Below are 21,255 nucleotides of genomic sequence, written 5' to 3' on the forward strand. Positions count from 1 at the left end.
TCGCTCAGACGGAGTTCACCGTGCCTCGACCATCCCCTGGACCCAGGCAAGAGCGACCATGACGCCGGCAGGTCTCCTGGCTTGCGGGTCAGGGCTTGATGCACGCCTTCCCAGGCCTCGCATGACTTAGCGTCCGGCCCAGTGGCTGCCGCCCTCAATGGAGGGAAGCGATGTGCATCGCGCTCGCCGCTTACAGTTGCAGGGACAGCTGCGGACTTGGACAATCCCCCAAAGGACCATCCGCACCGCCTTCCCGTTTTAAGCCTCTTCCGAGGCACCGGCGCGATCATGAGCAAGCGCGTCAGCGCCCGCTCTCGCGCGCTCATAATGCGAATCGCGCAGGAATCCAATCGGAGATTGTGGCATCCGCCCCTTATGCGGCGGGGCCGGTCAGGCAGCCGCTATGGCTTCGGGCACGATGGTCTTGACGATGGAGGCGTCGAGCGCCTCATAATCGTGCGGGCCGATGGCGCCATTCAGTCCGCCGGCCTGCGCAAAAGATTTCGGTCCTCCCCAAGCAAATGCGCGGCCGGGAAGAGCACTCGCACCGCCCCTCAAATCACCAGCGCCAGCATCTCGCTGAGCTGCGTCGCTTCGCTGGCCGGCTTGTCCCTTCTGATGCGGGCGATGCGGGGGAAGCGCATGGCCAGCCCCGATTTATGCCGCTTGCTCGCGTGGATGGAATCGAAGGCCACCTCCAGCACCAGCGTCTTTGCGACTTCGCGGACGGACCCGAAGCGGCCGACCGTGTTTTTCCGCACGAAGCTGTCGAGCCACCTCAATTCTTCGTCGGTAAAGCCCGAATAGGCCTTGCCCACCGGCACGATTTCGCCGCCTTCTTCCGGCGGGGCGGTCCAGCAGCCGAAGGTATAATCGGAATAGAAGCTCGACCGCTTGCCCGATCCGCGCTGCGCATACATCAGCACGCAGTCGGCGGTGAGCGGATCGCGTTTCCATTTATACCACAGCCCGGTGCGCCGCCCGCCGACATAGGGGCTATCCCGGCGCTTGAGCATCAGCCCCTCGATCGCCGCGTCGCGCGCGCTGTCGCGCAACAGGGCGAACCCGTCGAAATCCTCGGCCTCGATCAGCGCCGACAGGTCGAAGCGGTCCGCCGGCAGCCGCTCCACCACCTGTTCCAGACGAAGGCGCCGCGCCGCCCAGGGCAGCGGCCGCATATCCTCGTCCCCGTCCACCAGCACGTCGTACAGCCGGACGAAGGCCGGATAGTCCTCCAGCATGCGGGCCGGAACCGTCTTGCGCCCCAGTCTCTGCTGAAGCGCATTGAAGCTTGCCGCGCCGCCCTCGGCGCCGCCCTGATGCGAGCCGCGGACCAGCAGTTCTCCATCCAGCACCGCGGGATAGTGGAAGTCACCGGTGATCTCCGGAAAGCCATGGGTGATGTCGTCGCCGCCCCGGCTGTAGAGCCGGGTTTCTCCGGCGGCATGGACGATCTGAACCCGGATGCCGTCCCATTTCCACTCCACGGCGAAATCCGCCAGCGTCAGCATGCGCCCCTCAAGCGGAACGGCGAGCATGAAGGGCCGATAGACGGGCAGGGCGTTGGTATCCGGCTTCGCCTCGTTCCGCGCTGCCCAGTCGAACAGGGCGGCATAGGGTGGCGTCAACACATGCCACATTTCCTCGACCTCGCCGATATCGACGCCGAAAGCCTGGGCGAAAGCCAGTTTCGCCAGTCGGGCGGATATGCCGATGCGCATGCCGCCGGTGGCCATCTTCAGCAGGGCGAAGCGGCCATTCTCATCCAGCCGGTCGAGCAATGCGGCGAGGTCCTGCCCGACGCTCGCCCGCGTCATCGCGCCGAGCGCCGCCACCGCCTCCGACAGGCTCGGCGCGGGCTCCGGCGCGGAAGCTCCGGGCCACAGCAGGCTGGCCGTCTCCGCCGTGTCGCCGACATAATCGCGCGAGAGAGCGAACAGCACCGGGTCGACGCGCTCCTCCACCATCTTGCGGATGGCGGCGGATTTGACGGCGGGGAAATCGAGCCCGCCGGTCAGCGCGGCCAGGGCCCATCCCCGGTCCGGGTCCGGAGTGTCGTGCAGATAGCGCGCGAGCAGGTCGATCTTGTCGTTGCGCGACCGTGTGTAGATCAAGCTGGTCAACAATGCGCTGAACGCCTTCATGCTCAATCGTCCTCATCCTCATAGCCGACCAGATCGAGCGCGCGGGCCCGCAATTGCCGCGTCCGGCACCAGTGCACCAGCGCGTCCTCGCGGCCATGGGTGACCCAGATTTCCGCAGGGGCCAGCTCGGTTATGGTGCCGGTCAGCTCCTTCCAGTCGGCATGATCGGAAATGACGAGCGGCAGCTCGACATTGCGCTGCACCGCCCGCTGGCGCACCCGCATCCAGCCCGACGCCATGGCGGTGATCGGATCGGGCATGCGCCGGCTCCACCGGTCCTTGAGCGCGGACGGTGGGCACAGGATGATCTGACCGGCCAGATCCGCCTTGCTCTTTCCCTCCACATTTTCCAGCATGCCGAGGTCGACGCCGAAGGCGGCGTACAGCTCGCACATCCGGGTGAGGGCGCCGTGCAGGAAGACGGGGCGGTCATATCCGCCGCGACGCAACTCGGCGATGAGGCGCTGCGCCTTGCCCAGCGCATAGGCGCCGACCAGCACGCAGCGATCGGGATGACGGGCGCGCGCGTCCAGCAACCGGGCCAACTCGTCCTCGATCGGCGGATGCACGAACACCGGCAGGCCGAAGGTCGCCTCGGTGATCAATATGTCGCAGGCCACCGGTTCGAACGGCAGGCAGGTCGGGTCATGGCGCCTCTTGTAATCGCCGGTGACGACGATGCGCTCGCCGCCACGCTCAAGCAGGATCTGCGCGGAACCCAGCACATGCCCTGCCGGGAAGAAGGTAGCGGTGACGCCGTCGCCCAGCGCGATGGGCTCTCGCAGGGCGACCTCATGTACGGTTGCCGGCGCCCCGTAGCGCAGCGCCATGATCGCCGCGGTTTCACGGGTGGCGAACAGTTCCCCATGCCCGCCGCGTGCATGATCCGCATGGCCATGGGTGACGAGCGCCCGCCCGACCGCGTGCGCCGGATCGATCCAGACATCGCATCCGGGAAGATACAGCCCGTCGGCAAGCGGTGTAATCCAGGATGGACCGGCCATAGCTGCATGTCTCCCGTTCGTCCGCGCCCTGTCCCCGCCCGACCCGGAGGGAGGATGGAGGCGATAATGGCGATCAACGCACAAGCCGCCGGATGAGTGCCGCGAAGCAACCGCCGCCGGAATATCCGCTTTTCGCGCGCGCTTTTTCCGGTTGACCCGCCGCAGGATGCTCATTAGGTGCACCCTACTTCCTGAAACGGTACGCACGGGCGGACCTCAGGGGCCCTTAGCTCAGTCGGTAGAGCAACTGACTTTTAATCAGTAGGTCGCTGGTTCGAATCCAGCAGGGCTCACCACCATCTTCGATAGCTTGCGGAGTTATGGATGGCTCAGCCGCGCCTCGGTTCCAAAGCCTTGGGCTTTTTGAGTCGAGCCAGCAACTGCGTCACCGTGCGGCCGCTCACCGGGTCGCGCCAGTGCGGCGCAACGCTGCGGAGCGGGATCAGCACGAAATCGCGCGCGCGGAAGGCCGGGTGGGGGATGGTGAGCAGGCGGCCGGTCCAGCAGCCGCCGCTCCACAGCACTATGTCGAGATCGAGCGGCCGGGCGCCCCAGCGGCGGCGGGGGCGGCGTCCGGCGGCGCGCTCCATACGCTTGAGCAACGCCAGCATCTCGGCGGGCGCAAGGGCGTCCGCCTCGATCAGGATCGCCGCATTGGCATAGCGCCGCAGCGAAGGGCCGATCGGCGGCGTCTCGATGATTGGGGAGCGGGCGAGCAGGCGGAAGGGCGGGCGGGACAGTGTCGTCATCGCCTGCTCCACCAGCGCCCTGGGCGTCAGGCTGCGCGAGCGCGGCTGGTTGGAGCCGAGCGCGATCGCATAGACATGGCCGGCAGACGGGCGGACCGGCGGGGACGCGGAACGGGGCAATCAGATATCCTGCGCCAGACGGCCGTAGAGATCGGGGCGGCGGTCGCGGAAGAAGCCCATGCCCGCGCGATGCTTGCGCGCGCGGTCGAGATCCAGCGTGGCGACCAGCGCGCCGGTCTGCCAGTTTTCCACCTCCGCGACGAAATCGCCCCATTCGTCGGTGATGAAGCTGTGGCCGTAGAAGCTCTGCTCGCTCGCGCCTTCGCCCTCGGTGCCGATGCGGTTGGCGGCGATCACGGGCATGCAGTTGCTGACCGCATGGCCGACCATCGCGCGACGCCACATGCGGCTGGTGTCGAGGCTGTCGTCATAGGGCTCGGAACCGATGGCGGTCGGGAAGAACAGCATCTCCGCGCCCATCAGCGCCATGATCCGCGCCGTTTCGGGATACCATTGATCCCAGCAGATGCCGACGCCGATCGTGCCGTAGCGCGTTTCCCACACCTTGAAGCCCGAATTGCCGGGGCGGAAATAATATTTCTCCTCATAGCCCGGCCCGTCGGGAATATGGCTCTTGCGATAGACGCCCATGATTTCGCCCGCGTCGTCGATCATCGCGAGGCTGTTATAATGATGCTGGCCGTCGCGCTCGAAGAAGCTGGTCGGGATATAGACCTGCAAGTCCTTCGCCAGCTCCTGCATCGCCGCGACGGCGGGATGCTCGGCGAGCGGCAGGGCGCGGGCGAACAGCGCCTCGTCCTCGACCGTACAGAAATACGGGCCTTCGAACAGTTCGGGCGGCAGGATGATCTTCGCCCCGCGCGCGGCGGCCTTGCGCACGGCGTCGGACACTTTCTCGATATTCTCGGCGCGGTCCTCGCCGAAGGCGAGTTGCAGCGCGGCGACGGTGACTTTGGTCATGGGCTTTATCCGCGGCTAGAGTGATTTCAAAGCAAGTGTCCCTTGCTGACTCGGAAATCACGACAAACAAAGAAGATCGGCATTGGTCCGGTTCTTATAACCGGGCCGGTGCCGATGGCATTTGCTGGCTGGTACAGTGGAAGCTGCCGCCGCCCGCCAATATGGCGTCGGAGGCCAGCGGCACAATGGCGCGGCCGGGGAAAAAGGGCGCCAGCGCATCGAGGATCGCCCCGTCATTGGGCGCGCCATAGACCGGCACCACCACCACCGCATTGGCGATGAGGAAATTCATATAGCTCGCCGGGATCACCTCGCCGTCGACCTCTATGCGGCCGGGGGAGGGCATCGGCGCGACCGTCAGCCCATGGGCGCGGGCGCGCTCGGCCGCATCGGCATAGATGGCGGCGTTGGGGTCGTCCGCCGCCGTCGCCTGCGGGATGGCGAGAACGCCCGGCGCGACGAAGCGGGCGAGGTTGTCGACATGGCCGTCGGTATGATCGTTGACGAGGCCGTCGCCCAGCCACAGCATGTCGGACAGGCCGAGGCTGCCCGCCAGCAGCGTTTCGATCTGCTCCCGCTCCAGCGTCGGGTTGCGATTGGGGTTGAGCAGGCATTGCTCGGTGGTGACGAACAGGCCGGTGCCGTCGGTGTCGACCGCGCCGCCTTCGAAGACCAGCGGTATGGTGGAGCAGGGGAGGCCGGTCGTCGCCGCGAGGCGCGCGCCGATATCCTCATCGCCCGGCATTTGATATTTGCCGCCCCAGCCGTTGAAACCGAAATCGGCGAGCGCGCGGCTGCCGTCGCCGCGCTCGACGGCGAGCGGCGCGGTGTCGCGCAGCCAGACATCGCCGATCCGTTCGACCAGCACGGTGGCGTCGGAGCGGAGCAGCGAGCGGGCTAGCGCGGCGCCTTCCTCGTCATTGCAGACGAGGCGCACTTCCTCGCCCTTGCCCACATCCCCGCCTCCGGTGCGCACCGCATCGGCGAAGGCGGCAAGCTGCGCCTGCGCGCGGGCGAGCGTTTCCGCGCCGCCCCATTCGTCGGCGTTCCACGGGAAGCCGACCCACAGCCAATCGTGCGGTTCCCATTCGGCGGGCATGCGGATGGTCATGGGAAGGCTCCGTTCGCTGTTGTGCAGGCGGCGCGCTTATAACCGATCCGCCCGTGCGGAACAGCCCCGCGATGGCGGGATGGGCGCTTTATTTCGGCCCGTTCCCGCCATCCCCGTCACGTCATGCCAGCACAGGCTGGCATCTGTCGAGACGGCGCGCCACGGGGCCTGCGACCCCATCCTGCGCTGGGGTGACGATAGGGGCAAGCCAGCAAAGCCCCTATTTCCGCCGCTCCGCGCTGCTGTCGCGGATCGCGCGGAATTCGTCGCCCTCTGCCCAGTTGGGCCAGTCCCGCGTGGTCGCGAGCGCGCGGCCTATGTCGTAATAGAGGCGCAGGTCGGCCATCGTGCCGGTCCAGTCCCAGCCGGGGTCATATTCGTCCTTCGGGCCGTGATAGCGGTTGGCGGTATAGTCCTCGGCGGCCTTCAGGCCCGCCGTCTTGCCGCCCTTCACCAGATCCTCGCCGCCCTCGAAATAGACCATCGGCACGCCGAGCTTGGCGAAGCTGAAATGGTCGGAGCGGTAGTAGAAGCCCTTTTCCGGTGTCGGTTCGGCGCTGGCGACGCGCTTCTGCTTCGCCAGCGCACGGTCCAGATAGGCGTCCAGGCCGGATTTGCCCTTGCCGATCACCGTCACATTCCTGGCGAGGCCGGCCATGGACAGCGCGTCCATATTGACGCCGCCCGCCGTCTTTTCGAGCGGGAAGACCGGGTTCGCCGCATAATAGGCCGAGCCGAGCAGCCCCGATTCCTCCGCCGTCACCGCGAGGAAGACGATGCTGCGGTCGGCCGCGCCCGCCTTCGCATGGGCCTGCGCCAGCGCGACGAGCGCGGCGGTGCCGGTCGCGTTATCGATGGCGCCGTTGCAGATGTCGTCGCCATCGGGCGCGGGGGTGCAGCGGCCCAGATGATCCCAATGGGCAGTGTAGAGCACATATTCGTCCGGCCGGGCCTTGCCGGGCAGCAGGCCGATGACGTTCTTCGACCGATGCCTGCCGATCGCGTTGTCGAAGGAAAGCGAGGCCTTCACGCCCAGATCGACGGCCTTGAAGCCGGGCCGTTTCGCCGCCGCCATCAGCGCGTCGAGATTCTGCCCCGCACCCGCCATCAGTTCGCGCGCCTTGTCGAGCGTGATCCAGCCGATCGCCTCGCTCTGGTCCATATGGCCGTTGGCGGCGTCGGCGACATGTTGCGGGCCGGTCCAGCTCGATTGCACGACGTTCCAGCCATAGGCGGCGGGAACGGTGTCGTGGATGATGATCGCGGCGGCCGCGCCCTGCCGTGCGGCTTCCTCATATTTATAGGTCCAGCGGCCATAATAGGTCATCGCCCGGCCGCTGAACGGGCCGTCCAGCCCCTCCATCGCATAGTCGGGATCGTTGACGAGGACGAGGACGGTCTTGCCCTTCACGTCGAGGCCCGCATAGTCGTTCCAGCCCTTTTCGGGCGCGTTGATGCCATAGCCGACGAACACGACCGGGCTGTCCTTGATCGCGACATGGGGCGTGATGCGATAGGTCGCGGCGACCATCTCCGGCCCATAGGCGAGGGAGAGCGGCGTCCTGCCGCCGGTGAAGATCAGCGGAGTGACGTTCTTCGCGGTGATCTCGACCAGCGGCACGTCCTGCACCCAGCTGCCCCTGTTGCCGGGCTGGAGGCCCGCCTTCGCGAATTCGCGCTCCAGCAGGGCCACGGTCCTTTCCTCGCCGGGGGAACCGGGCGCGCGGCCCTCGAAGGCATCGGAGGAAAGCTCCTGCGTGACGGCCTTCATCGTCTCGACGGAAATGTCCTGCGCCTGCGCGCCGGATGCGCCGCCCAGCAGGGCCAGCGCCAATATGGAGGTGGTGATGCGCACGACAAAGTCCCTTGCTCTTTTCGTGAGAGCGGGAATGTCGCACCGGAAAGGGCGGAGGGCAAGGGGAGGAGTTTATATATTGAGCTGATATATACTAAGATATACACTATATATCATAAAGGAGGAAATGCGATGAGTATATATGAACCTTTGCGCAACCATCTCAAAAATCTCCGTTCAACCCATTGGAAAGCAAGTTTCTCGGAAATAGAGAGGATATTGGCGCGTCCCTTGCCGAAAAGTGCCTATACCTATCAGGCGTGGTGGGCAAATCAGGAAGGAAGGGGCCATTCGCAAACGACTGCATGGCGTGATGCGGGTTGGAAAACCGCGAATCTTGATCTGAGCAGCAAGACTGTAGAGTTTGAGCGAGCCGGGCAACCGGTATCGGAAAAAATTATCGAGAAGGATCGGGCTGATGAGGCTTTATTGCGTCGAGCCGGTCTTTATCTCGGTACCACAGACCGACAGCTCATCTATCGGGAAGGGGTAAAGGCTTTGGTTGAGAGGGAAGCTGCCAAGAGGCTGGCGAGGCTTGGCGGTAGCAGCCCCGATCTGGAAATCGCTCCGCGCCGCCGGGGTGAGGGATGATTCTTGCCGATACGTCTGTTTGGGTTCAGCATTTCAGGCAAGGAGAGCCAAAGCTGGTGGATTGCCTCATGCGATCCGAAGTGGTGATCCATCCCTATATCATTGGTGAGCTTGCGCTTGGCTCTATCTCGGACCGAAGGCGGACGTTGGCAGACTTGTCGCTCTTGCCTTCGGTTTCCTCTGTCGAAACGGAGGAAATCCTCTCATTCATCGAGGCAAGGCGGCTTTTCAGCCTTGGACTCGGCTATGTCGATGTGAATTTGCTCGCGGCTACCATTTTGAACCAGGACGTTCGCCTGTGGACCTTCGATCGAAGGCTGGCCGATGCCGCGAAAAAAATCGGCATTGCTTATGAGGTGAATAAAAAAGGCGACCCGCGGGCCGCCTTTCCTGAAACTTTTCGATGCCGAAGCGATCAGCGCGAATAGAATTCGACGACCAGATTCGGTTCCATCTTCACCGGATAGGGCACTTCGTCCAGCGCCGGAACGCGGGTGTAGGTGACCTTGGCCGGGCCGTCGGGCGCGACATAATCGGGGATGTCGCGTTCCGGCAGGCTCTGCGCCTCCAGCACCAGCGCCATTTCGCGGGCCTTCTTGCCCAGCGTGATCTCGTCGCCCGGCTTCACCAGACGCGAGGCGATGTTGCACTTCACGCCGTTCACATAGATGTGGCCGTGCGAAACGAGTTGGCGCGCCGAGAAGATGGTCGGCGCGAACTTGGCGCGGTAGACGACCGCGTCGAGGCGGCGTTCCAGCAGGCCGATCAGGTTCTGGCCGGTGTCGCCCTTCATGCGCGAGGCTTCGGTGTAGTTCTTCTTGAACTGCTTCTCGGTGATGTCGCCATAATAGCCCTTCAGCTTCTGCTTGGCGCGCAGCTGAATGCCATAGTCGGACATCTTGCCCTTACGGCGCTGGCCGTGCTGGCCGGGGCCATATTCGCGCTTGTTGACCGGGCTTTTCGGGCGACCCCAGATGTTTTCGCCCATCCGGCGGTCGATTTTATACTTGGCGCTGGTGCGCTTCGTCATGACATGTCCTTTGCAAATTGCTTCTAACGTTTGTGTTCACCTTCCTGATCCGAAAACCGGTTCCCACTTTTCGGGGAAGGTGAATGGCCCCGGTATCGCCTGCTTGCCATGTTTCAGGGGCAGGGCCACCGCTTCACCGGGATGCGGAGCCAATTGCGAAGGCGCGCCTATGAAGAATGGGAAGGCCGATGTCAACCCTCGACAGGCGGGAACAAGGGCTTTAACGCGGCGGGCATGAACGCGGAAGACTATCAGACGATGGAGCAGGTGCGCGCCGGGGTGGACGGGATCGACCGCCGGCTCGTTGCGTTGCTGGCCGAGCGCTTCGCCCATATGCGCGCCGCCGCCCGGATCAAGCCGGAGCGCGGCCATGTCCGCGACGAGGCGCGCAAGGCGCAGGTCATCGCCAATGCGCGGGCCGAGGCGGAGAGGCTGGGCGCGCCCGCCGAGGTGATCGCCGCGCTGTGGGAGCAACTGGTGGAGGCGTCCATCGGCTATGAGATGGCGGAGTTCGACCGCCTCCGGGCCTGAACCGCCTTCGCTCAGGCCGGGGCGGGCAGCGCGCCGTCCGCATGCAGGCGCAGCAGGGCGATGAAATCCGCGAAGGTCAGCCGCGCGTCGAGCGTTTCGAACACGCGCACCATGCGGCCTTCGACCGGCGCGCCATAGCTCATGTCCGGGCCGATGCGCAGCGCCGGGCGATCCTCGAAGCGGCTGCTCTCGGGCGATAGCGCCGATAGCAGCACGGTCGGGCTGTCGCCCAGCGGCCAGGCGCCGCTCACGTCGATGAAGTCCGGCGGCGAGGTGAAGCGGTCATAGAGCCAGGCGGAGAAGGGCGAGATCGGCCGCAAGGCCGTCGCCATTTCCGCGACGGAATATTGCATCTGGCGATAGGCGTTCTGCGGGATCTGCCAGAGCGGGAGGGTGCTTCGTTCGATCACATGGCGCGCCGCGTCCGGGTCGGTGGCGAGATTATATTCCCAGCCGCCCTTGGGATAGGCGCCGCCGCCGATCCATATGAGCGTCATCCGCTTCGCGATGGCCGGTTCCAGCCGCAGCGCCGCCGCGACATTGGTGAGCGGGCCGCCGCAGGTGATGAAGAGCGGCAGCTTGTCCTCGCGCATCGCTTCGGCGACGATGGCCCGCGCCGCATCGGTGATCTGCGCATCGCCGGCACCGAAGCTCTCCGGCCCGGCGAGCACGGGCGGCGGCGAAACGAGCCCCGCGCGTTTCATCAGGTCGATGGCGATATCGCGCCCCAGCGCCGCGCTGCGCCCGGCAACCGCCTTGCCGGCGAGCTTCTGGTCGAGGCCGGAGGCGGTGATCAGCACCGTGCGCGTCTTGGGCGTCAGCAGTTGATGCGCGAGCGCGACCAGCGCGTCGGGGTCTCCGGCGAAATCATTGTCGATGATCACGCGGGCGGACGCGCGTTGCGGGATGGCGCGGAAGGTCTGGGCAAGGCCGGCGACCGGGGCCACCAGCGGCGCGCCCAGCATGGCCCCCAGCAGGGCGCCGGTCATAAGGTCGCGGCGGGTCGTCATCGGCGTCTCTCCTCTTGTCGAGCCTGAGCTCTAATCGGGGGAGGGAGCCTTGTTCAAGCGAAAAGGGAAACGTTGTCAACCGGGCTGGACGGGACGCGCCGGGCCAATGGCCGGAGCCGCTCAGCGCGGGCGCGGATTGGCCAGCGAGGAAAGGACCCCGCGCAGCGTGCGCACCTCCAGATGGTTCCAGCCCGGCTTGGTCAGCAGATTGCGCAACGTTCGTCTGGTCGCGGGCGCGCGGTCGGGCGGGAAGAAATAGCCCGCCCCATCCAGCAGCGTTTCGAACTGGGTGATCATGCCCTCCAGCTCCTCCTGCGGGGCGGGGGGCAGCAGCTCTTCCTCGGTCGGGGAAACCAGCTCCGCGCCCTTCGACCATGCGCCCTTGGACCATTCATAGGCGCACAGGATCACCGCCTGCGCGAGGTTGAGCGATCCGAAATCCGGGTTGATCGGCACCGTCAATATCTTCCGCGCCAGCGCCACATCGTCGGTTTCGAGGCCGGAGCGTTCCGGCCCGAACACATAGGCGCTGCGGCCCTGCGCCGCGTGAATTTCGCGCGCGGCTTCCTCCGGCGTCACCACCGGCTTGGTGACGCCGCGCTTGCGCACCGTGGTCGCATAGACATGGGCGCAGTCGGCGACCGCCTCGGCGAGGCTTTCATAGACCCGCGCCTGTTCCAGCACGCTGTCGGCCCCCGCCGCCGCCGGGCCCGCATCGGGGTTGGGCCAGCCGTCGCGCGGCGTGACAAGGCGCATTTCGGTGAGGCCGAAATTCAGCATCGCCCGCGCCGCCTTGCCGATATTCTCGCCCAGCTGCGGGCGGACAAGGACTATGACCGGCTTGGGGGCGGCGGCAGCGGCGGCGTCACTCACCGCCGACTTCCTTCACCGTGCTGGCGAAATCCTCGAAATCCTTGGCCTCGCGGAAATCCTTGTAGACGCTGGCGAAGCGAATATAGGCGACGCTGTCCAGCGCCTTGAGCGCGTCCATCACCAGTTCGCCGATATAGGCGCTGGTGACTTCGCTCTCGCCGCTTGTCTCGATCCGCCGCTGGATGCTGGACACCAGCTTTTCGATCTGCGCGGCGTCGATGGGGCGCTTGCGGCAGGCGATGTCGAGCGACCGGGCGAGCTTGTCGCGCTCGAACGGCTCGCGCCGTCCCTCGCTTTTCAGCACCCAGATGTCGCGCAGTTGGATGCGCTCGAAGGTGGTGAAGCGGGAGGTGCAGGCCTCGCACTGGCGGCGGCGGCGGATGGCGGATCCGTCCTCGGTCGGGCGGCTGTCTTTTACCTGGCTGTCTTCATGGCCGCAAAAGGGGCATCGCATAAGCGTTCAACTCAACTTCTTTTTGGGCAGGGCGACGAGCAGGAAGCCGATCAGCGCGCCCGGCTGCCACGGCTGGCCGGGCAGGATGCAGCCGATCAGCGCGCCCAGCGAGCCGAGCAGGATTGCCGGGAAGACCCATTCCAGCGGAAAGGGCTTCCGTTCCGGCAGGCGCTCCCTATAGGCGGCGCGTTCCGGTGACAGGCGGGACTGGGAGGGGGCGGAAACGGAAAGCGTCCGCGCGGGCGTCGTGTCGCCGCCGGTCCGGCCGCAATGGGAGCAGAAAGACGGCGACGTCTCCCATTCCCCATTGCAGTCGGGACATTTCACGGCCGATCAGCCCTCGTAGATCGGGAAACGGGCGGTCAGCGCCTGCACGCGGGCGCGGACATCGGCCTCGACGGCGGGGTCGCCCGCCTCGCCCTTGTCCCGCACCCCGGCGAGCACATCGGCGATCATGTCGCCGATCGCCTCGAACTCTGCGATGCCGAAGCCGCGCGTCGTGCCCGCGGGCGAGCCGACGCGGATGCCGCTGGTCTTGGTCGGCGGTAGCGGGTCGCCTGGCACGCTGTTCTTGTTGCAGGTGATGCCGCAGCGCTCCAGCGCCTCGTCGGCATCCTTGCCGCTGATGCCGTAGGGGCGCAGGTCGATGAGCGAGAGGTGCGTGTCGGTGCCGCCCGAAACCACGGCGAGGCCGCGCTGTTCGAGCCGCCCGGCCAGGGCCTTGCTATTGGCGATCACCGCCTTGGCATAGGTCTTGAATTCGGGGCGCAGCGCCTCGCCGAACGCGACCGCCTTGGCGGCGATCACATGCATCAGCGGGCCGCCCTGAAGGCCGGGGAACACCGCCGAATCGATCTTCTTGGCGATCGCCTCGTCATTGGTCAGGATCATGCCGCCGCGCGGGCCGCGCAGCGTCTTGTGCGTGGTGGTGGTGACGATATGCGCATGGCCGAAGGGGGTGGGATGCTCGCCGCCCGCGACCAGACCCGCGAAATGCGCCATGTCCACCATGAAAAGCGCGCCGACCTTGTCCGCGATCGCGCGGAAGCGGGCGAATTCGATGTGGCGCGGATAGGCGCTGCCGCCCGTGATGATCAGCTTGGGCTTGCTCTCGACCGCCAGCCGCTCGACCTGGTCGTAATCGATCAGGTGGGTGTCCTCGCGCACGCCATATTGGACGGCGTTGTACCATTTGCCCGACAGCGCCGGACGCGCGCCGTGCGTCAGGTGCCCGCCCGCATCGAGGCTGAGGCCCATGATCGTGTCGCCCGGCTGCGTCAGCGCCAGCATCACCGCGCCATTGGCCTGCGCGCCCGAATGCGGCTGCACGTTGACGAAGCCGCAGTCGAACAGCTGCTTCGCGCGGTCGATGGCGAGCCGCTCCACCTCGTCGGACGGTTCGCAGCCCTGATAATAGCGCTTGCCCGGATACCCTTCCGCATATTTGTTGGTGAAGACCGAGCCCTGCGCCTCCAGCACCGCCTTGCTGACGATATTTTCCGAGGCGATCAGCTCGATCTGGCCTTGCTCACGCTTCAGTTCCTTGCCGATGGCGGCGGCGACGGCGGGGTCGCGCGTGGCGACGTCGGCGCTGAAGAAATCGGCGGCGCGGATGTCGTTTGCGGCTTCGAGGGCGGCGGTGCTCATGGGCGAAATCCTTTCTGGCTCAGAGCGCGGGGGTAGTCAGCTTGTCGACGCGGCGCTGATGCCGCCCGCCGGCAAAATCGGTGGAAAGAAAGGCGGAAAGGCAGGCCTTCGCCATGTCCGGGCCGGTGAGGCGCGCGCCCATCGCGATGATGTTGGCGTCGTTATGCTCGCGCGCGAGGGCGGCGGACAGGGGCTCGCCCACCAGCGCGCAGCGGCAGGCCGGGTTGCGGTTGACGGCGATGGAGATGCCGATGCCCGATCCGCACAGCGCGACGCCGCGCTCCGCCGCGCCGGTGGCGATCGCCTGCGCCAGCTTGTAGCCATAATCGGGATAGTCGACGCTGCTGGCGTCGGCCGGGCCGAGATCGCTGACCTCATGCCCCTGTTCCCGCAGCCAGTCGGCGAGCTGCGACTTTAGCTCTATGGCGGCATGGTCGGATGCAATGGCAATGCGCATGGTGGAGGCGAACCTTCATTCGAGGTGATTCGATTCGCGGCCTATCTAGGCCCCCTGTCGTGGAATTGCCACCTGACAGTTGCGCGACTATGCGGGGAACGGGGAGAAAAGGAAAGATCATGAATAGCGTTGCGCAATTGTCGTCCTGGTCCGGCACCCTATTGTCGCTGCTGATGCTGGCGGGGCTGATGCTGGCCGCCGGAGGCGTGTGGGTGCTGGTGAAGCAGCCCCGCAACCGCAGGCAGGGCTGGCTGATGATCGTCGCCGCGCTGGTGATGTTCGGCAATGTCGCCATCTGGACGGTGCCGGTCGGGCCCTGACGCCATGGAGGACGCCGTCGAGATCATCGTCAACGACCGGATGCAGCGGGGCTATCGCTATAGGCGGACAGCGCCGATGGGGGAGGCGTTCGACCCCGCCTTCCAGCCGGAGTTGACCCCGGTGGAGATGCTGGAGCTGGGCGTGTTCTGCGGCAAATATATGACCGATTGCCGGGACGAGTTTCCCGCGCACTGGTTCGAGCGGGCGAAACTGGCTGCGGGCCGGGCGGACTGCACGCTCAACCATTTCGGCGTGCGGGCGAGCGTGCCGCTGCGCGTCTGGGTGGAGAAGGGCTGGATCCACCCCGACGACCCGCGCGGCTGGTTTCAATGGTATTGCCGCTATTATTCCGGCAGGCGCATGTTGGAGGAAGACCGCCGCCAGATCGCGCGCTGGCGGGCGTTCAGCCGCCACAAGGCGCAGGTGCTGAAACATTGCGAGCCGGGCAACCCTTTCTGCCGCGCGCGCCAGAGGCAGGCGCTGCTGCAATGGGCCTATGACAGCCGGGTGCTTTAGGGAGGGCGCGCGCGGGCGTCCCCGATCCGTCGCCCCAGCGCAGGCTGGGGCCGCAGGCGATGCCGCGCGCCGCCTCCTGAGATGCCAGCCTGCGCTGGCATGACGGGAAAATGAGAGCGGCACCCACCTCCGTTCGCCCTGAGCTTGTCGACCCGTAGGGCGGGCGAAGCCCAACGGCTGTCCTTTTTTTCTGCGTTGGAGAAGAACAAGAACAGGGCTTCGACAAGCTCAGCCCGAACGGTTGGGGGCGTCCGCTTCCAGCCGGTACTTGCCCAAAGAAAAAAAAGGCCGATCCCGCAGGACCGGCCCTCATTCCGTCATTGCAACCGGATCACTTGATCGGGCTGTCGGGCGCCAGGCGCATGTCGAGATAATTGTCGACCGACATCATCAGCTGTTCCAGCTCATGCTCGAAGAAATGGTTCGCGCCCTTGATCTCGTCATGGTGGATGGTGATGCCCTTCTGCGTGCGCAGCTTGTCGACCAGCTTCTGCACCGCATTGGCCGTCACCACCTCGTCATTCGTTCCCTGCACGATGATGCCGGAGGACGGGCAGGGCGCGAGGAACGAGAAGTCGTACATGTTGGCGGGCGGCGCGACCGAGATGAAGCCGCGTATCTCCGGGCGGCGCATCAAAAGCTGCATCGCGATCCACGCGCCGAAGGAGAAGCCCGCGATCCAGGTCGTCTGCGCTTCGGGATGGAAGCTCTGCACCCAGTCGAGCGCGGCGGCGGCGTCGGACAATTCCCCGATGCCGTTGTCGAACGTGCCCTGGCTGCGGCCCACGCCGCGAAAGTTGAAGCGCAGCGTCGCGAAACCGCGCTTCTGGAACGTCTTGTAGAGCGCCTGCGTGATGCGGTCGTTCATCGTGCCCCCGCCCTGCGGATGGGGGTGGAGGATCATCGCGACCGGCGCGCGCGGGCGGGGCGGGGGGCTGAAGCGGCCTTCGAGGCGCCCTTCCGGGCCGGGGAAAATTACGTCGGGCATGGCACCTGCAAAAAGCTGGAATGTGAATATCGGGCCTGCCCTCGCGATCGACGCTGGCGACAGACGGTTGTGCGCCTATATAGGATCGCATCCGCTTTTCGCAATAAAATGAGTGCAGCGCCTTGGGCAGTCCCGCCAATTTGTCCCGAATTGAACGCATCTACCTCGATCATGCGGCGACCGCGCCGGTCAGCGGCGCGGCGCGGCGGGCGATGGCCGAGGGGCTGGAGCGCTGGGCCAACCCTTCCTCCCCCCATGCGGAAGGGCGCGCCGCGCGCGCCGCGCTGGAGGAGGCGCGGACGCGGATCGCGGCGGCGCTGGGGTGGGACGGGGCTATCCTCTTCACCTCCGGCGCGAGCGAGGCGATCGCCATCGCGCTCACCCGGTCGAAGGCGGTGCGCATCGTCACCTCCCCGGTCGAGCATGACGCGGTGCTGCGGGTGACGAAGGACGCGCATCGCCTGCCGGTCGATGCCGACGGGCGGGTGACGGCGACCGAGCCGGGGGCGCTCCACGCGATCCAGCAGGTGAACAGCGAAACCGGGGTGATCCAGCCGATCGCGGATCTGGCCGAGGCCGTCCACGCGCAGGGTGGACTGCTGTTCTGCGATTGCGCGCAGGGCGCGGGCAAGATCGACCTGCCGCTTGCCGCCGACATGATCGCGATCAGCGCCTGCAAATTCGGCGGCGCGCCCGGTGTCGGCGCGCTGCTGGTGCGCGACCTGACGCGGCTGCACCCGAGTGGCGGGCAGGAGCAGGGCTATCGCGGCGGCACCGAGAATCTGCCCGGCGTGCTGGCGATGGCCGCCGCGCTGGAGGAAAGCCGCGACTGGCTGGCCGAGGCGGTGCGGCTGCGGGTAATGCTCGACGACGCGATCCGTGCGAGTGGCGGGCAGGTCGTCGCGGAGGGGGCGGAGCGCCTGCCCACCATCGCCAGCTATCGCATGCCGGGGCAGGCGGCGCGGGCGCAGCTCATCCGCTTCGACATGGCGGGCATCGCGGTGTCGGCGGGGTCGGCCTGCTCGTCCGGCACGCTCAAGACCAGCCCGGTATTGAAGGCGATGGGCTGGGACGACAAGACCGCCGACGAGGTGGTGCGGGTGAGCTTCGGCCGTTCCACCACGCAGGCGCAGGTGCGGCGCTTCATCGAGCAATGGCGGGCGATCGCCGGGGTGGAGGCGGCGGCATGAAGGATGCGATCTATCTCGACTATCAGGCGACGACCCCGCTCGCGCCGGAGGTGTTCGCGGCAATGGAGCCATGGCTGCGCGAGCGCTTCGCCAATCCGCACAGCGCCCACAGGCCGGGCCGCGCCGCCGCCGCCGCCGTCGAGGTCGCGCGTGGGCGGGTGGCGGCGCTGATGCCGGAAGGGGGGCGCGCCATCTTCACCTCCGGCGCGACCGAGGCGCTCAACATCGCGATACAGGGCGCGGCGCGGCGGGCGCGGCGGCTGGACCCCCGGCGCGTGCGCGTGCTCGCCGCCGATACCGAACATTCCGCCGTGCGCGACACGGTGCTGGCGCTGGGCGAGGAGGGGTTCGAGCCGGTGCTGCTGCCGGTCGGGCCGGACGGGCTGCTGGACCCGGCGAGCGTCGCGGCGCAACTGGACGGGCGCGCGGCGCTGCTCGCGGTGATGCTGGTCAATAACGAGATCGGGGTGATCCAGCCGGCCGAGGCGCTCGCCGGGCTGGCGCATGAAGTGGGTGCGCTGTTCCTGTGCGATGCGGTGCAGGGCTTCGGCCGGGTCGATCTGCCCGCTTGCGCCGACATGATCGCGATCAGCGGCCACAAGATCTACGGCCCCAAGGGCATCGGCGCGCTCTGGCTGCGCGAGGGGCTGGAGCTGCCGCCGCTGCTCCATGGCGGCGGGCAGGAGGAAGGCTTGCGCCCCGGCACGCTCTCGCCCGCGCTGTGCGTCGGGCTGGGCGAGGCGGCGCGGCTGATGGGCGCGCGGCGGGAAGAGGACACCGCCCATGTCGAGGCGCTGTGGCAGCGCGCGCGGGAGCGGCTTTCGGGCTGGACCCTCAACGGCAGCGCGGAGGCGCGCTATCACGGCAATCTCAACCTGCGGCGCGATGGGCTGGACGCCGCGCGGCTGTTGTCCGACTGCCGGGGCGTCGCGCTGTCGCTGGGGTCCGCCTGCGCCAGCGGATCGGGCCGCCCCAGCCATGTGCTGCGCGCGCTCGGCCTGTCCGACCGGGAGGCGCGCTCCTCGATCCGTCTCGGTTTCGGACGCTATACCACCCTTGCCGAAATCGATGCGGCGGCGCAAAAGATGGAAGAGGCGGCCCGCGCACAGGGCTGCGTCCCGGTCGAAGGGGGCGGCAAGGGGGCTAATAACGGGGAGACTATGAAGGAATGACGCTCGTCCGCTTTATCAGCGCCGACGGTCAGCAGGTGCAGGAGGTCGAGGCGCCGGCCGGCGACAATCTGCTCGACATCGCACAGGCGGCGGGCCAGCCGCTGGAGGGCACCTGCGAGGGGCAGATGGCCTGCTCGACCTGCCATGTGATCGTCTCCGCCGAGGATTTCGCGCGCCTGCGCCCGGCGAGCGAGGCGGAGGAGGATATGCTCGACCTCGCCGCCGCCGCGACGCGCACCAGCCGCCTTGCCTGCCAGATCGACATTCCCGGCGACATGGAGACGCTGACGGTGCGGATACCGGGGGAATATCACAATTTGCAGGGGATATGAGGATTCAGGGATTGAGGCCGGGCGGGCATCCTCTTGCAATTCCCGGCGGCAGCGGCCATATGGCCAGCGGGAGTCGGGCGGACGCAGCCGTCGCCAACCTGGTCAGGTCCTGACGGAAGCAGCCACAACGATTTTGCTGCGGGTCGTTCCGGCTCCCACCTCCTTTCCTCTGGCCCGTTTCCTTCCGGCTTTTCCGTCGGTGCCGCCGAAACGGCGCATGGATCATTTCCCTCCCATCCATCCTTCGACAAGCGCCGCGCCAGCCGTTACAGATGGGTCCGATGTTTGACGAATCCCCTCCGCCCCAGACCCGCGCCCCGGCCCGGACCGACACCGCCTATCGCGTGCTGGCGCGCAAATACCGGCCGCAGACGTTCAGCGAGCTGATCGGTCAGGATGCGATGGTGCAGACGCTGGGCAACGCAATCAGGCGCGGCCGTCTCGCCCATGCCTTCCTGATGACCGGCGTGCGCGGCGTCGGCAAGACGTCGACCGCGCGCCTCATCGCCAAGGCATTGAACTGCGTCGGGCCGGACGGGCAGGGCGGCCCCACCATCGACCCCTGCGGCGTGTGCGAGCCGTGCAAGGCGATCGCGGAAGGACGCCATATCGACGTGATCGAGATGGACGCGGCCAGCCACACCGGCGTCGACGATGTGCGCGAGATCATCGAGGCGGTGCGCTATGCCGCCGTGTCGGCGCGCTTCAAGATCTACATCATCGACGAAGTGCACATGCTGTCGAAGAACGCGTTCAACGCGCTGCTGAAGACGCTGGAGGAGCCGCCCGCCCATGTGAAGTTCCTGTTCGCCACGACCGAGGTGAACAAGGTGCCGATCACCGTGCTGTCGCGCTGCCAGCGCTTCGATCTGCGGCGGATTTCGGCGGAGAAGCTGGCCGACCATTTCGCCCATGTGATCGAGGCCGAGGGCGTCGCGGCCGAGCCCGATGCGCTCAAGCTGATCGCGCAGGCGGCCGAAGGCTCCGCGCGCGACGGCCTCTCGATCCTCGACCAGGCGATCGCCCATGCGGAGCTGGGCGGCGGCGGGGAAGGGGAGCGTGCGCTCGTCACCGCAGGCCAGGTGCGCGAGATGCTGGGCCTGTCCGACCGGGGCGCGATCCGCCGTCTGTTCGGGCTGATCCTCGAAGGGCGCGGCGAGGACGTGCTGCGGGCGATGGCCGACCAGCATGAACTGGGCGTCGAGCCGCTGGCGATCCTGCGCGGGCTGATGGAAATCGTGCATGCGGTCACCATGGCCAAGGCCGGGCGGCGCCATGACGACCCCATCCAGTCGGCGGAAGAGCGGGAGGCGCTGGCCGACTGGGCGAGCCAGTTGGGCTTCGCGCCGCTCCATCGCCTCTGGCAACTGCTGCTCAAGGGACATGAGGAGGTTTCCCGCGCTGTCATGCCGATGGAGGCCGCCGAGATGGCGCTGCTGCGCATCGTCCATGCGGCGAGCCTGCCCGATCCTTCCGACCTTGCCCGCATGCTGAGCCAGGGCGGCGGCTTTGCGGGCGCGGCCTCCGCCCCGGCGGCGGAAAGCGCGCCGGCGGCCCCGCCCGCGCCCGCCTCCACCATGCCCGCCAGCTTCGAGGCGCTGGTGAAGCGGTTGTGGGACGGCAATCATGCCTTGGTCGCCGACGAGATGGAGCATTTGATCCGCCCAGTGCGTTATGAGCCACCGGAGCTGGATTTCCAGCCGGTCCGGCCGATGGACCGCGAAACCATCGACCGGATGAAGCAGGCGATCGATGCGGTGACGCAGGCCCGCTGGCAGCTGTCCGCCGTCGGCGGCGACGCGCAGCCGAGCCTGGCGGAGCGGAAGGCGGCGGAAGAGGAGGCCGCGAAGAAGGCGATTCTCGAAACCCCGGTGTTGAAGGCGGCGATGGAGGCGTTTCCCGATGCCGAACTGCTGCCGATCGATGACGATGCGAAATGGAGCGCAAGCGCATGAAAGATCTGAATGAAATCCTCGGCATGGCCAATCGCGTGCAGGAAGAGCTGACGAGGGCGCAGGAAAATCTCGACAAGCTGGAGGTCGAGGGCGTTTCCGGCGGCGGCGTGGTGAAGGTGCGGGCGACCGCCAAGGGCCGGATCGTCGGCCTCAGCATCGACGACAGCCTGCTTTCCCCGTCCGAAAAGCCGATCCTGGAGGACCTGATCGTCGCCGCGTTCAACGATGCGCGCAAGAAGGCCGACGAGGTGAGCGGCGCGGAAATGGCCAAGATGACCAGCAGCCTGCCGCTGCCCCCCGGCTTCAAGCTGCCGTTCTGAGCGGTCACCGGTCCGCATGCGGTG

At 66.8% G+C, this 21,255-nt stretch carries 23 protein-coding genes, 1 tRNA gene, 1 other RNA gene, 1 pseudogene and 1 riboswitch; of the genes and pseudogenes, 12 read left to right on the forward strand and 14 right to left on the reverse strand.

The window, feature by feature from the left end; translation table 11 throughout:
* Positions 1 to 49 precede the first annotated feature (49 nt).
* A riboswitch (cobalamin riboswitch) is annotated at positions 50 to 297 on the reverse strand.
* Positions 298 to 554: 257 nt separating this feature from the next.
* Together GGR43_RS04540 and GGR43_RS04545 are read right to left on the reverse strand one after the other, a co-directional pair.
* On the reverse strand, positions 555 to 2,144 hold the full coding sequence (locus tag GGR43_RS04540) for a cisplatin damage response ATP-dependent DNA ligase (protein ID WP_188070745.1): 1,590 nt from the start codon (positions 2,142 to 2,144) through the stop codon (positions 555 to 557).
* 2 nt (positions 2,145 to 2,146) lie between these two features.
* Positions 2,147 to 3,148, reverse strand: a complete 1,002-nt coding sequence (locus tag GGR43_RS04545; RefSeq protein WP_188070746.1) for a ligase-associated DNA damage response exonuclease — start codon at positions 3,146 to 3,148, stop codon at positions 2,147 to 2,149.
* A 220-nt stretch (positions 3,149 to 3,368) separates the two neighbouring features.
* Here GGR43_RS04545 and GGR43_RS04550 point away from each other — a divergent pair.
* A tRNA-Lys gene (locus tag GGR43_RS04550) sits at positions 3,369 to 3,444 on the forward strand.
* A 33-nt stretch (positions 3,445 to 3,477) separates the two neighbouring features.
* Here GGR43_RS04550 and folK read toward each other — a convergent pair.
* The 4 genes from folK to GGR43_RS04570 all read right to left on the reverse strand — a co-directional run bounded on the left by folK (position 3,478) and on the right by GGR43_RS04570 (position 7,826).
* Positions 3,478 to 4,017, reverse strand: a complete 540-nt coding sequence (folK, locus tag GGR43_RS04555; RefSeq protein WP_188070747.1) for a 2-amino-4-hydroxy-6-hydroxymethyldihydropteridine diphosphokinase — start codon at positions 4,015 to 4,017, stop codon at positions 3,478 to 3,480.
* On the reverse strand, positions 4,018 to 4,878 hold the full coding sequence (aguB, locus tag GGR43_RS04560) for an N-carbamoylputrescine amidase (RefSeq protein ID WP_188070748.1): 861 nt from the start codon (positions 4,876 to 4,878) through the stop codon (positions 4,018 to 4,020). It lies immediately after the preceding gene.
* Between the two features lie 94 nt (positions 4,879 to 4,972).
* Positions 4,973 to 5,989: an agmatine deiminase family protein gene (locus tag GGR43_RS04565; protein WP_188070749.1), complete on the reverse strand. Its 1,017-nt coding sequence runs from the start codon at positions 5,987 to 5,989 to the stop codon at positions 4,973 to 4,975.
* Between the two features lie 220 nt (positions 5,990 to 6,209).
* Positions 6,210 to 7,826 carry a M28 family peptidase gene (locus tag GGR43_RS04570; RefSeq protein ID WP_284278565.1) on the reverse strand — a complete coding sequence of 539 codons (1,617 nt, stop codon included), beginning with the start codon at positions 7,824 to 7,826 and terminating at the stop codon, positions 6,210 to 6,212.
* A gap of 150 nt (positions 7,827 to 7,976) precedes the next feature.
* Between GGR43_RS04570 and GGR43_RS23495 the strand changes: the two genes are divergently transcribed.
* Both GGR43_RS23495 and GGR43_RS04580 read left to right on the forward strand, forming a co-directional pair.
* Complete coding sequence (locus GGR43_RS23495; RefSeq protein ID WP_246343318.1) at positions 7,977 to 8,435, forward strand: DUF7662 domain-containing protein; 459 nt, start codon at positions 7,977 to 7,979, stop codon at positions 8,433 to 8,435.
* Positions 8,432 to 8,863, forward strand: coding sequence for a PIN domain-containing protein (locus GGR43_RS04580; protein WP_188070750.1), 432 nt, complete (start codon positions 8,432 to 8,434; stop codon positions 8,861 to 8,863). The genes GGR43_RS23495 and GGR43_RS04580 overlap by 4 nt, the downstream gene beginning before the upstream one ends.
* Here GGR43_RS04580 and rpsD read toward each other — a convergent pair.
* Entirely contained in the window at positions 8,851 to 9,465 is a 615-nt protein-coding gene (gene rpsD / locus GGR43_RS04585) for a 30S ribosomal protein S4 (protein ID WP_188070751.1), read from the reverse strand. The genes GGR43_RS04580 and rpsD overlap by 13 nt on opposite strands.
* Before the next feature lie 234 nt (positions 9,466 to 9,699).
* Between rpsD and GGR43_RS04590 the strand changes: the two genes are divergently transcribed.
* A complete protein-coding gene (locus GGR43_RS04590) occupies positions 9,700 to 9,996 on the forward strand; it encodes a chorismate mutase (RefSeq protein ID WP_188070752.1) in 297 nt (98 codons plus the stop codon).
* Between the two features lie 11 nt (positions 9,997 to 10,007).
* On the opposite strand, the gene GGR43_RS04595 is transcribed toward GGR43_RS04590, so the two are convergent.
* The 6 genes and pseudogenes from GGR43_RS04595 to rpiB form a co-directional block, all read right to left on the reverse strand.
* Positions 10,008 to 11,006 carry a nucleoside hydrolase gene (locus GGR43_RS04595; protein WP_246343319.1) on the reverse strand — a complete coding sequence of 333 codons (999 nt, stop codon included), beginning with the start codon at positions 11,004 to 11,006 and terminating at the stop codon, positions 10,008 to 10,010.
* 120 nt (positions 11,007 to 11,126) lie between these two features.
* A pseudogene (locus GGR43_RS04600) lies at positions 11,127 to 11,855 on the reverse strand (RNA methyltransferase); the annotation flags it as partial.
* A 16-nt stretch (positions 11,856 to 11,871) separates the two neighbouring features.
* Positions 11,872 to 12,333 (reverse strand): transcriptional regulator NrdR, encoded by a 462-nt coding sequence (gene nrdR, locus GGR43_RS04605; RefSeq protein ID WP_188070754.1) that lies wholly within the window; start codon positions 12,331 to 12,333, stop codon positions 11,872 to 11,874.
* 6 nt (positions 12,334 to 12,339) lie between these two features.
* Entirely contained in the window at positions 12,340 to 12,660 is a 321-nt protein-coding gene (locus GGR43_RS04610) for a hypothetical protein (protein WP_188070755.1), read from the reverse strand.
* 6 nt (positions 12,661 to 12,666) lie between these two features.
* Positions 12,667 to 13,980, reverse strand: a complete 1,314-nt coding sequence (gene glyA / locus GGR43_RS04615) for a serine hydroxymethyltransferase (RefSeq protein WP_188070756.1) — start codon at positions 13,978 to 13,980, stop codon at positions 12,667 to 12,669.
* A 19-nt stretch (positions 13,981 to 13,999) separates the two neighbouring features.
* Positions 14,000 to 14,437 carry a ribose 5-phosphate isomerase B gene (gene rpiB, locus GGR43_RS04620; RefSeq protein ID WP_188070757.1) on the reverse strand — a complete coding sequence of 146 codons (438 nt, stop codon included), beginning with the start codon at positions 14,435 to 14,437 and terminating at the stop codon, positions 14,000 to 14,002.
* 119 nt (positions 14,438 to 14,556) lie between these two features.
* On the opposite strand from rpiB, the gene GGR43_RS04625 reads away from it, so the two are divergent.
* Both GGR43_RS04625 and GGR43_RS04630 read left to right on the forward strand, forming a co-directional pair.
* The gene (locus GGR43_RS04625) at positions 14,557 to 14,757 is read left to right on the forward strand and encodes a hypothetical protein (protein ID WP_188070758.1); all 201 of its coding nucleotides are present in this window, start codon (positions 14,557 to 14,559) and stop codon (positions 14,755 to 14,757) included.
* 4 nt (positions 14,758 to 14,761) lie between these two features.
* On the forward strand, positions 14,762 to 15,274 hold the full coding sequence (locus tag GGR43_RS04630; RefSeq protein WP_223177279.1) for a hypothetical protein: 513 nt from the start codon (positions 14,762 to 14,764) through the stop codon (positions 15,272 to 15,274).
* 331 nt (positions 15,275 to 15,605) lie between these two features.
* Here the strand turns inward: GGR43_RS04630 and GGR43_RS04635 are convergent, their stop codons facing one another.
* On the reverse strand, positions 15,606 to 16,262 hold the full coding sequence (locus GGR43_RS04635) for an alpha/beta hydrolase (protein ID WP_188070759.1): 657 nt from the start codon (positions 16,260 to 16,262) through the stop codon (positions 15,606 to 15,608).
* Positions 16,263 to 16,402: 140 nt separating this feature from the next.
* Between GGR43_RS04635 and GGR43_RS04640 the strand changes: the two genes are divergently transcribed.
* From GGR43_RS04640 to GGR43_RS04665, 6 genes are all read left to right on the forward strand, one after another.
* Positions 16,403 to 17,452 (forward strand): cysteine desulfurase family protein, encoded by a 1,050-nt coding sequence (locus tag GGR43_RS04640; RefSeq protein ID WP_223177280.1) that lies wholly within the window; start codon positions 16,403 to 16,405, stop codon positions 17,450 to 17,452.
* A complete protein-coding gene (locus GGR43_RS04645) occupies positions 17,449 to 18,624 on the forward strand; it encodes a cysteine desulfurase family protein (protein ID WP_246343320.1) in 1,176 nt (391 codons plus the stop codon). The genes GGR43_RS04640 and GGR43_RS04645 overlap by 4 nt, the downstream gene beginning before the upstream one ends.
* The gene (locus tag GGR43_RS04650; protein ID WP_188070761.1) at positions 18,621 to 18,956 is read left to right on the forward strand and encodes a 2Fe-2S iron-sulfur cluster-binding protein; all 336 of its coding nucleotides are present in this window, start codon (positions 18,621 to 18,623) and stop codon (positions 18,954 to 18,956) included. Before GGR43_RS04645 ends, GGR43_RS04650 begins: the two co-directional genes overlap by 4 nt.
* A 65-nt stretch (positions 18,957 to 19,021) precedes the next feature.
* Positions 19,022 to 19,119: signal recognition particle sRNA small type (gene ffs, locus GGR43_RS04655), an RNA gene on the forward strand.
* A 118-nt stretch (positions 19,120 to 19,237) separates the two neighbouring features.
* Positions 19,238 to 20,911, forward strand: a complete 1,674-nt coding sequence (locus tag GGR43_RS04660) for a DNA polymerase III subunit gamma/tau (RefSeq protein WP_188070762.1) — start codon at positions 19,238 to 19,240, stop codon at positions 20,909 to 20,911.
* The gene (locus GGR43_RS04665; RefSeq protein WP_188070763.1) at positions 20,908 to 21,231 is read left to right on the forward strand and encodes a YbaB/EbfC family nucleoid-associated protein; all 324 of its coding nucleotides are present in this window, start codon (positions 20,908 to 20,910) and stop codon (positions 21,229 to 21,231) included. The genes GGR43_RS04660 and GGR43_RS04665 overlap by 4 nt, the downstream gene beginning before the upstream one ends.
* Positions 21,232 to 21,255: the final 24 nt, after the last annotated feature.

Origin of the sequence: Sphingobium jiangsuense (genome assembly GCF_014196495.1) — a bacterium.
Lineage (GTDB): Bacteria > Pseudomonadota > Alphaproteobacteria > Sphingomonadales > Sphingomonadaceae > Sphingobium > Sphingobium jiangsuense.

Coding starts and splice junctions, on each gene's coding strand:
- GGR43_RS04540 (WP_188070745.1), bottom strand. CDS start 2,144: ATGAAGGCGTTCAGCGCATTGTTGACCAGCTTGATCTACACACGGTCG.
- GGR43_RS04545 (WP_188070746.1), bottom strand. CDS start 3,148: ATGGCCGGTCCATCCTGGATTACACCGCTTGCCGACGGGCTGTATCTT.
- aguB (WP_188070748.1), bottom strand. CDS start 4,878: ATGACCAAAGTCACCGTCGCCGCGCTGCAACTCGCCTTCGGCGAGGAC.
- GGR43_RS04565 (WP_188070749.1), bottom strand. CDS start 5,989: ATGACCATCCGCATGCCCGCCGAATGGGAACCGCACGATTGGCTGTGG.
- GGR43_RS23495 (WP_246343318.1), top strand. CDS start 7,977: ATGAGTATATATGAACCTTTGCGCAACCATCTCAAAAATCTCCGTTCA.
- GGR43_RS04580 (WP_188070750.1), top strand. CDS start 8,432: ATGATTCTTGCCGATACGTCTGTTTGGGTTCAGCATTTCAGGCAAGGA.
- rpsD (WP_188070751.1), bottom strand. CDS start 9,465: ATGACGAAGCGCACCAGCGCCAAGTATAAAATCGACCGCCGGATGGGC.
- GGR43_RS04590 (WP_188070752.1), top strand. CDS start 9,700: ATGAACGCGGAAGACTATCAGACGATGGAGCAGGTGCGCGCCGGGGTG.
- GGR43_RS04595 (WP_246343319.1), bottom strand. CDS start 11,006: ATGACGACCCGCCGCGACCTTATGACCGGCGCCCTGCTGGGGGCCATG.
- nrdR (WP_188070754.1), bottom strand. CDS start 12,333: ATGCGATGCCCCTTTTGCGGCCATGAAGACAGCCAGGTAAAAGACAGC.
- glyA (WP_188070756.1), bottom strand. CDS start 13,980: ATGAGCACCGCCGCCCTCGAAGCCGCAAACGACATCCGCGCCGCCGAT.
- rpiB (WP_188070757.1), bottom strand. CDS start 14,437: ATGCGCATTGCCATTGCATCCGACCATGCCGCCATAGAGCTAAAGTCG.
- GGR43_RS04625 (WP_188070758.1), top strand. CDS start 14,557: ATGAATAGCGTTGCGCAATTGTCGTCCTGGTCCGGCACCCTATTGTCG.
- GGR43_RS04630 (WP_223177279.1), top strand. CDS start 14,762: ATGGAGGACGCCGTCGAGATCATCGTCAACGACCGGATGCAGCGGGGC.
- GGR43_RS04635 (WP_188070759.1), bottom strand. CDS start 16,262: ATGCCCGACGTAATTTTCCCCGGCCCGGAAGGGCGCCTCGAAGGCCGC.
- GGR43_RS04645 (WP_246343320.1), top strand. CDS start 17,449: ATGAAGGATGCGATCTATCTCGACTATCAGGCGACGACCCCGCTCGCG.
- GGR43_RS04650 (WP_188070761.1), top strand. CDS start 18,621: ATGACGCTCGTCCGCTTTATCAGCGCCGACGGTCAGCAGGTGCAGGAG.
- GGR43_RS04660 (WP_188070762.1), top strand. CDS start 19,238: ATGTTTGACGAATCCCCTCCGCCCCAGACCCGCGCCCCGGCCCGGACC.
- GGR43_RS04665 (WP_188070763.1), top strand. CDS start 20,908: ATGAAAGATCTGAATGAAATCCTCGGCATGGCCAATCGCGTGCAGGAA.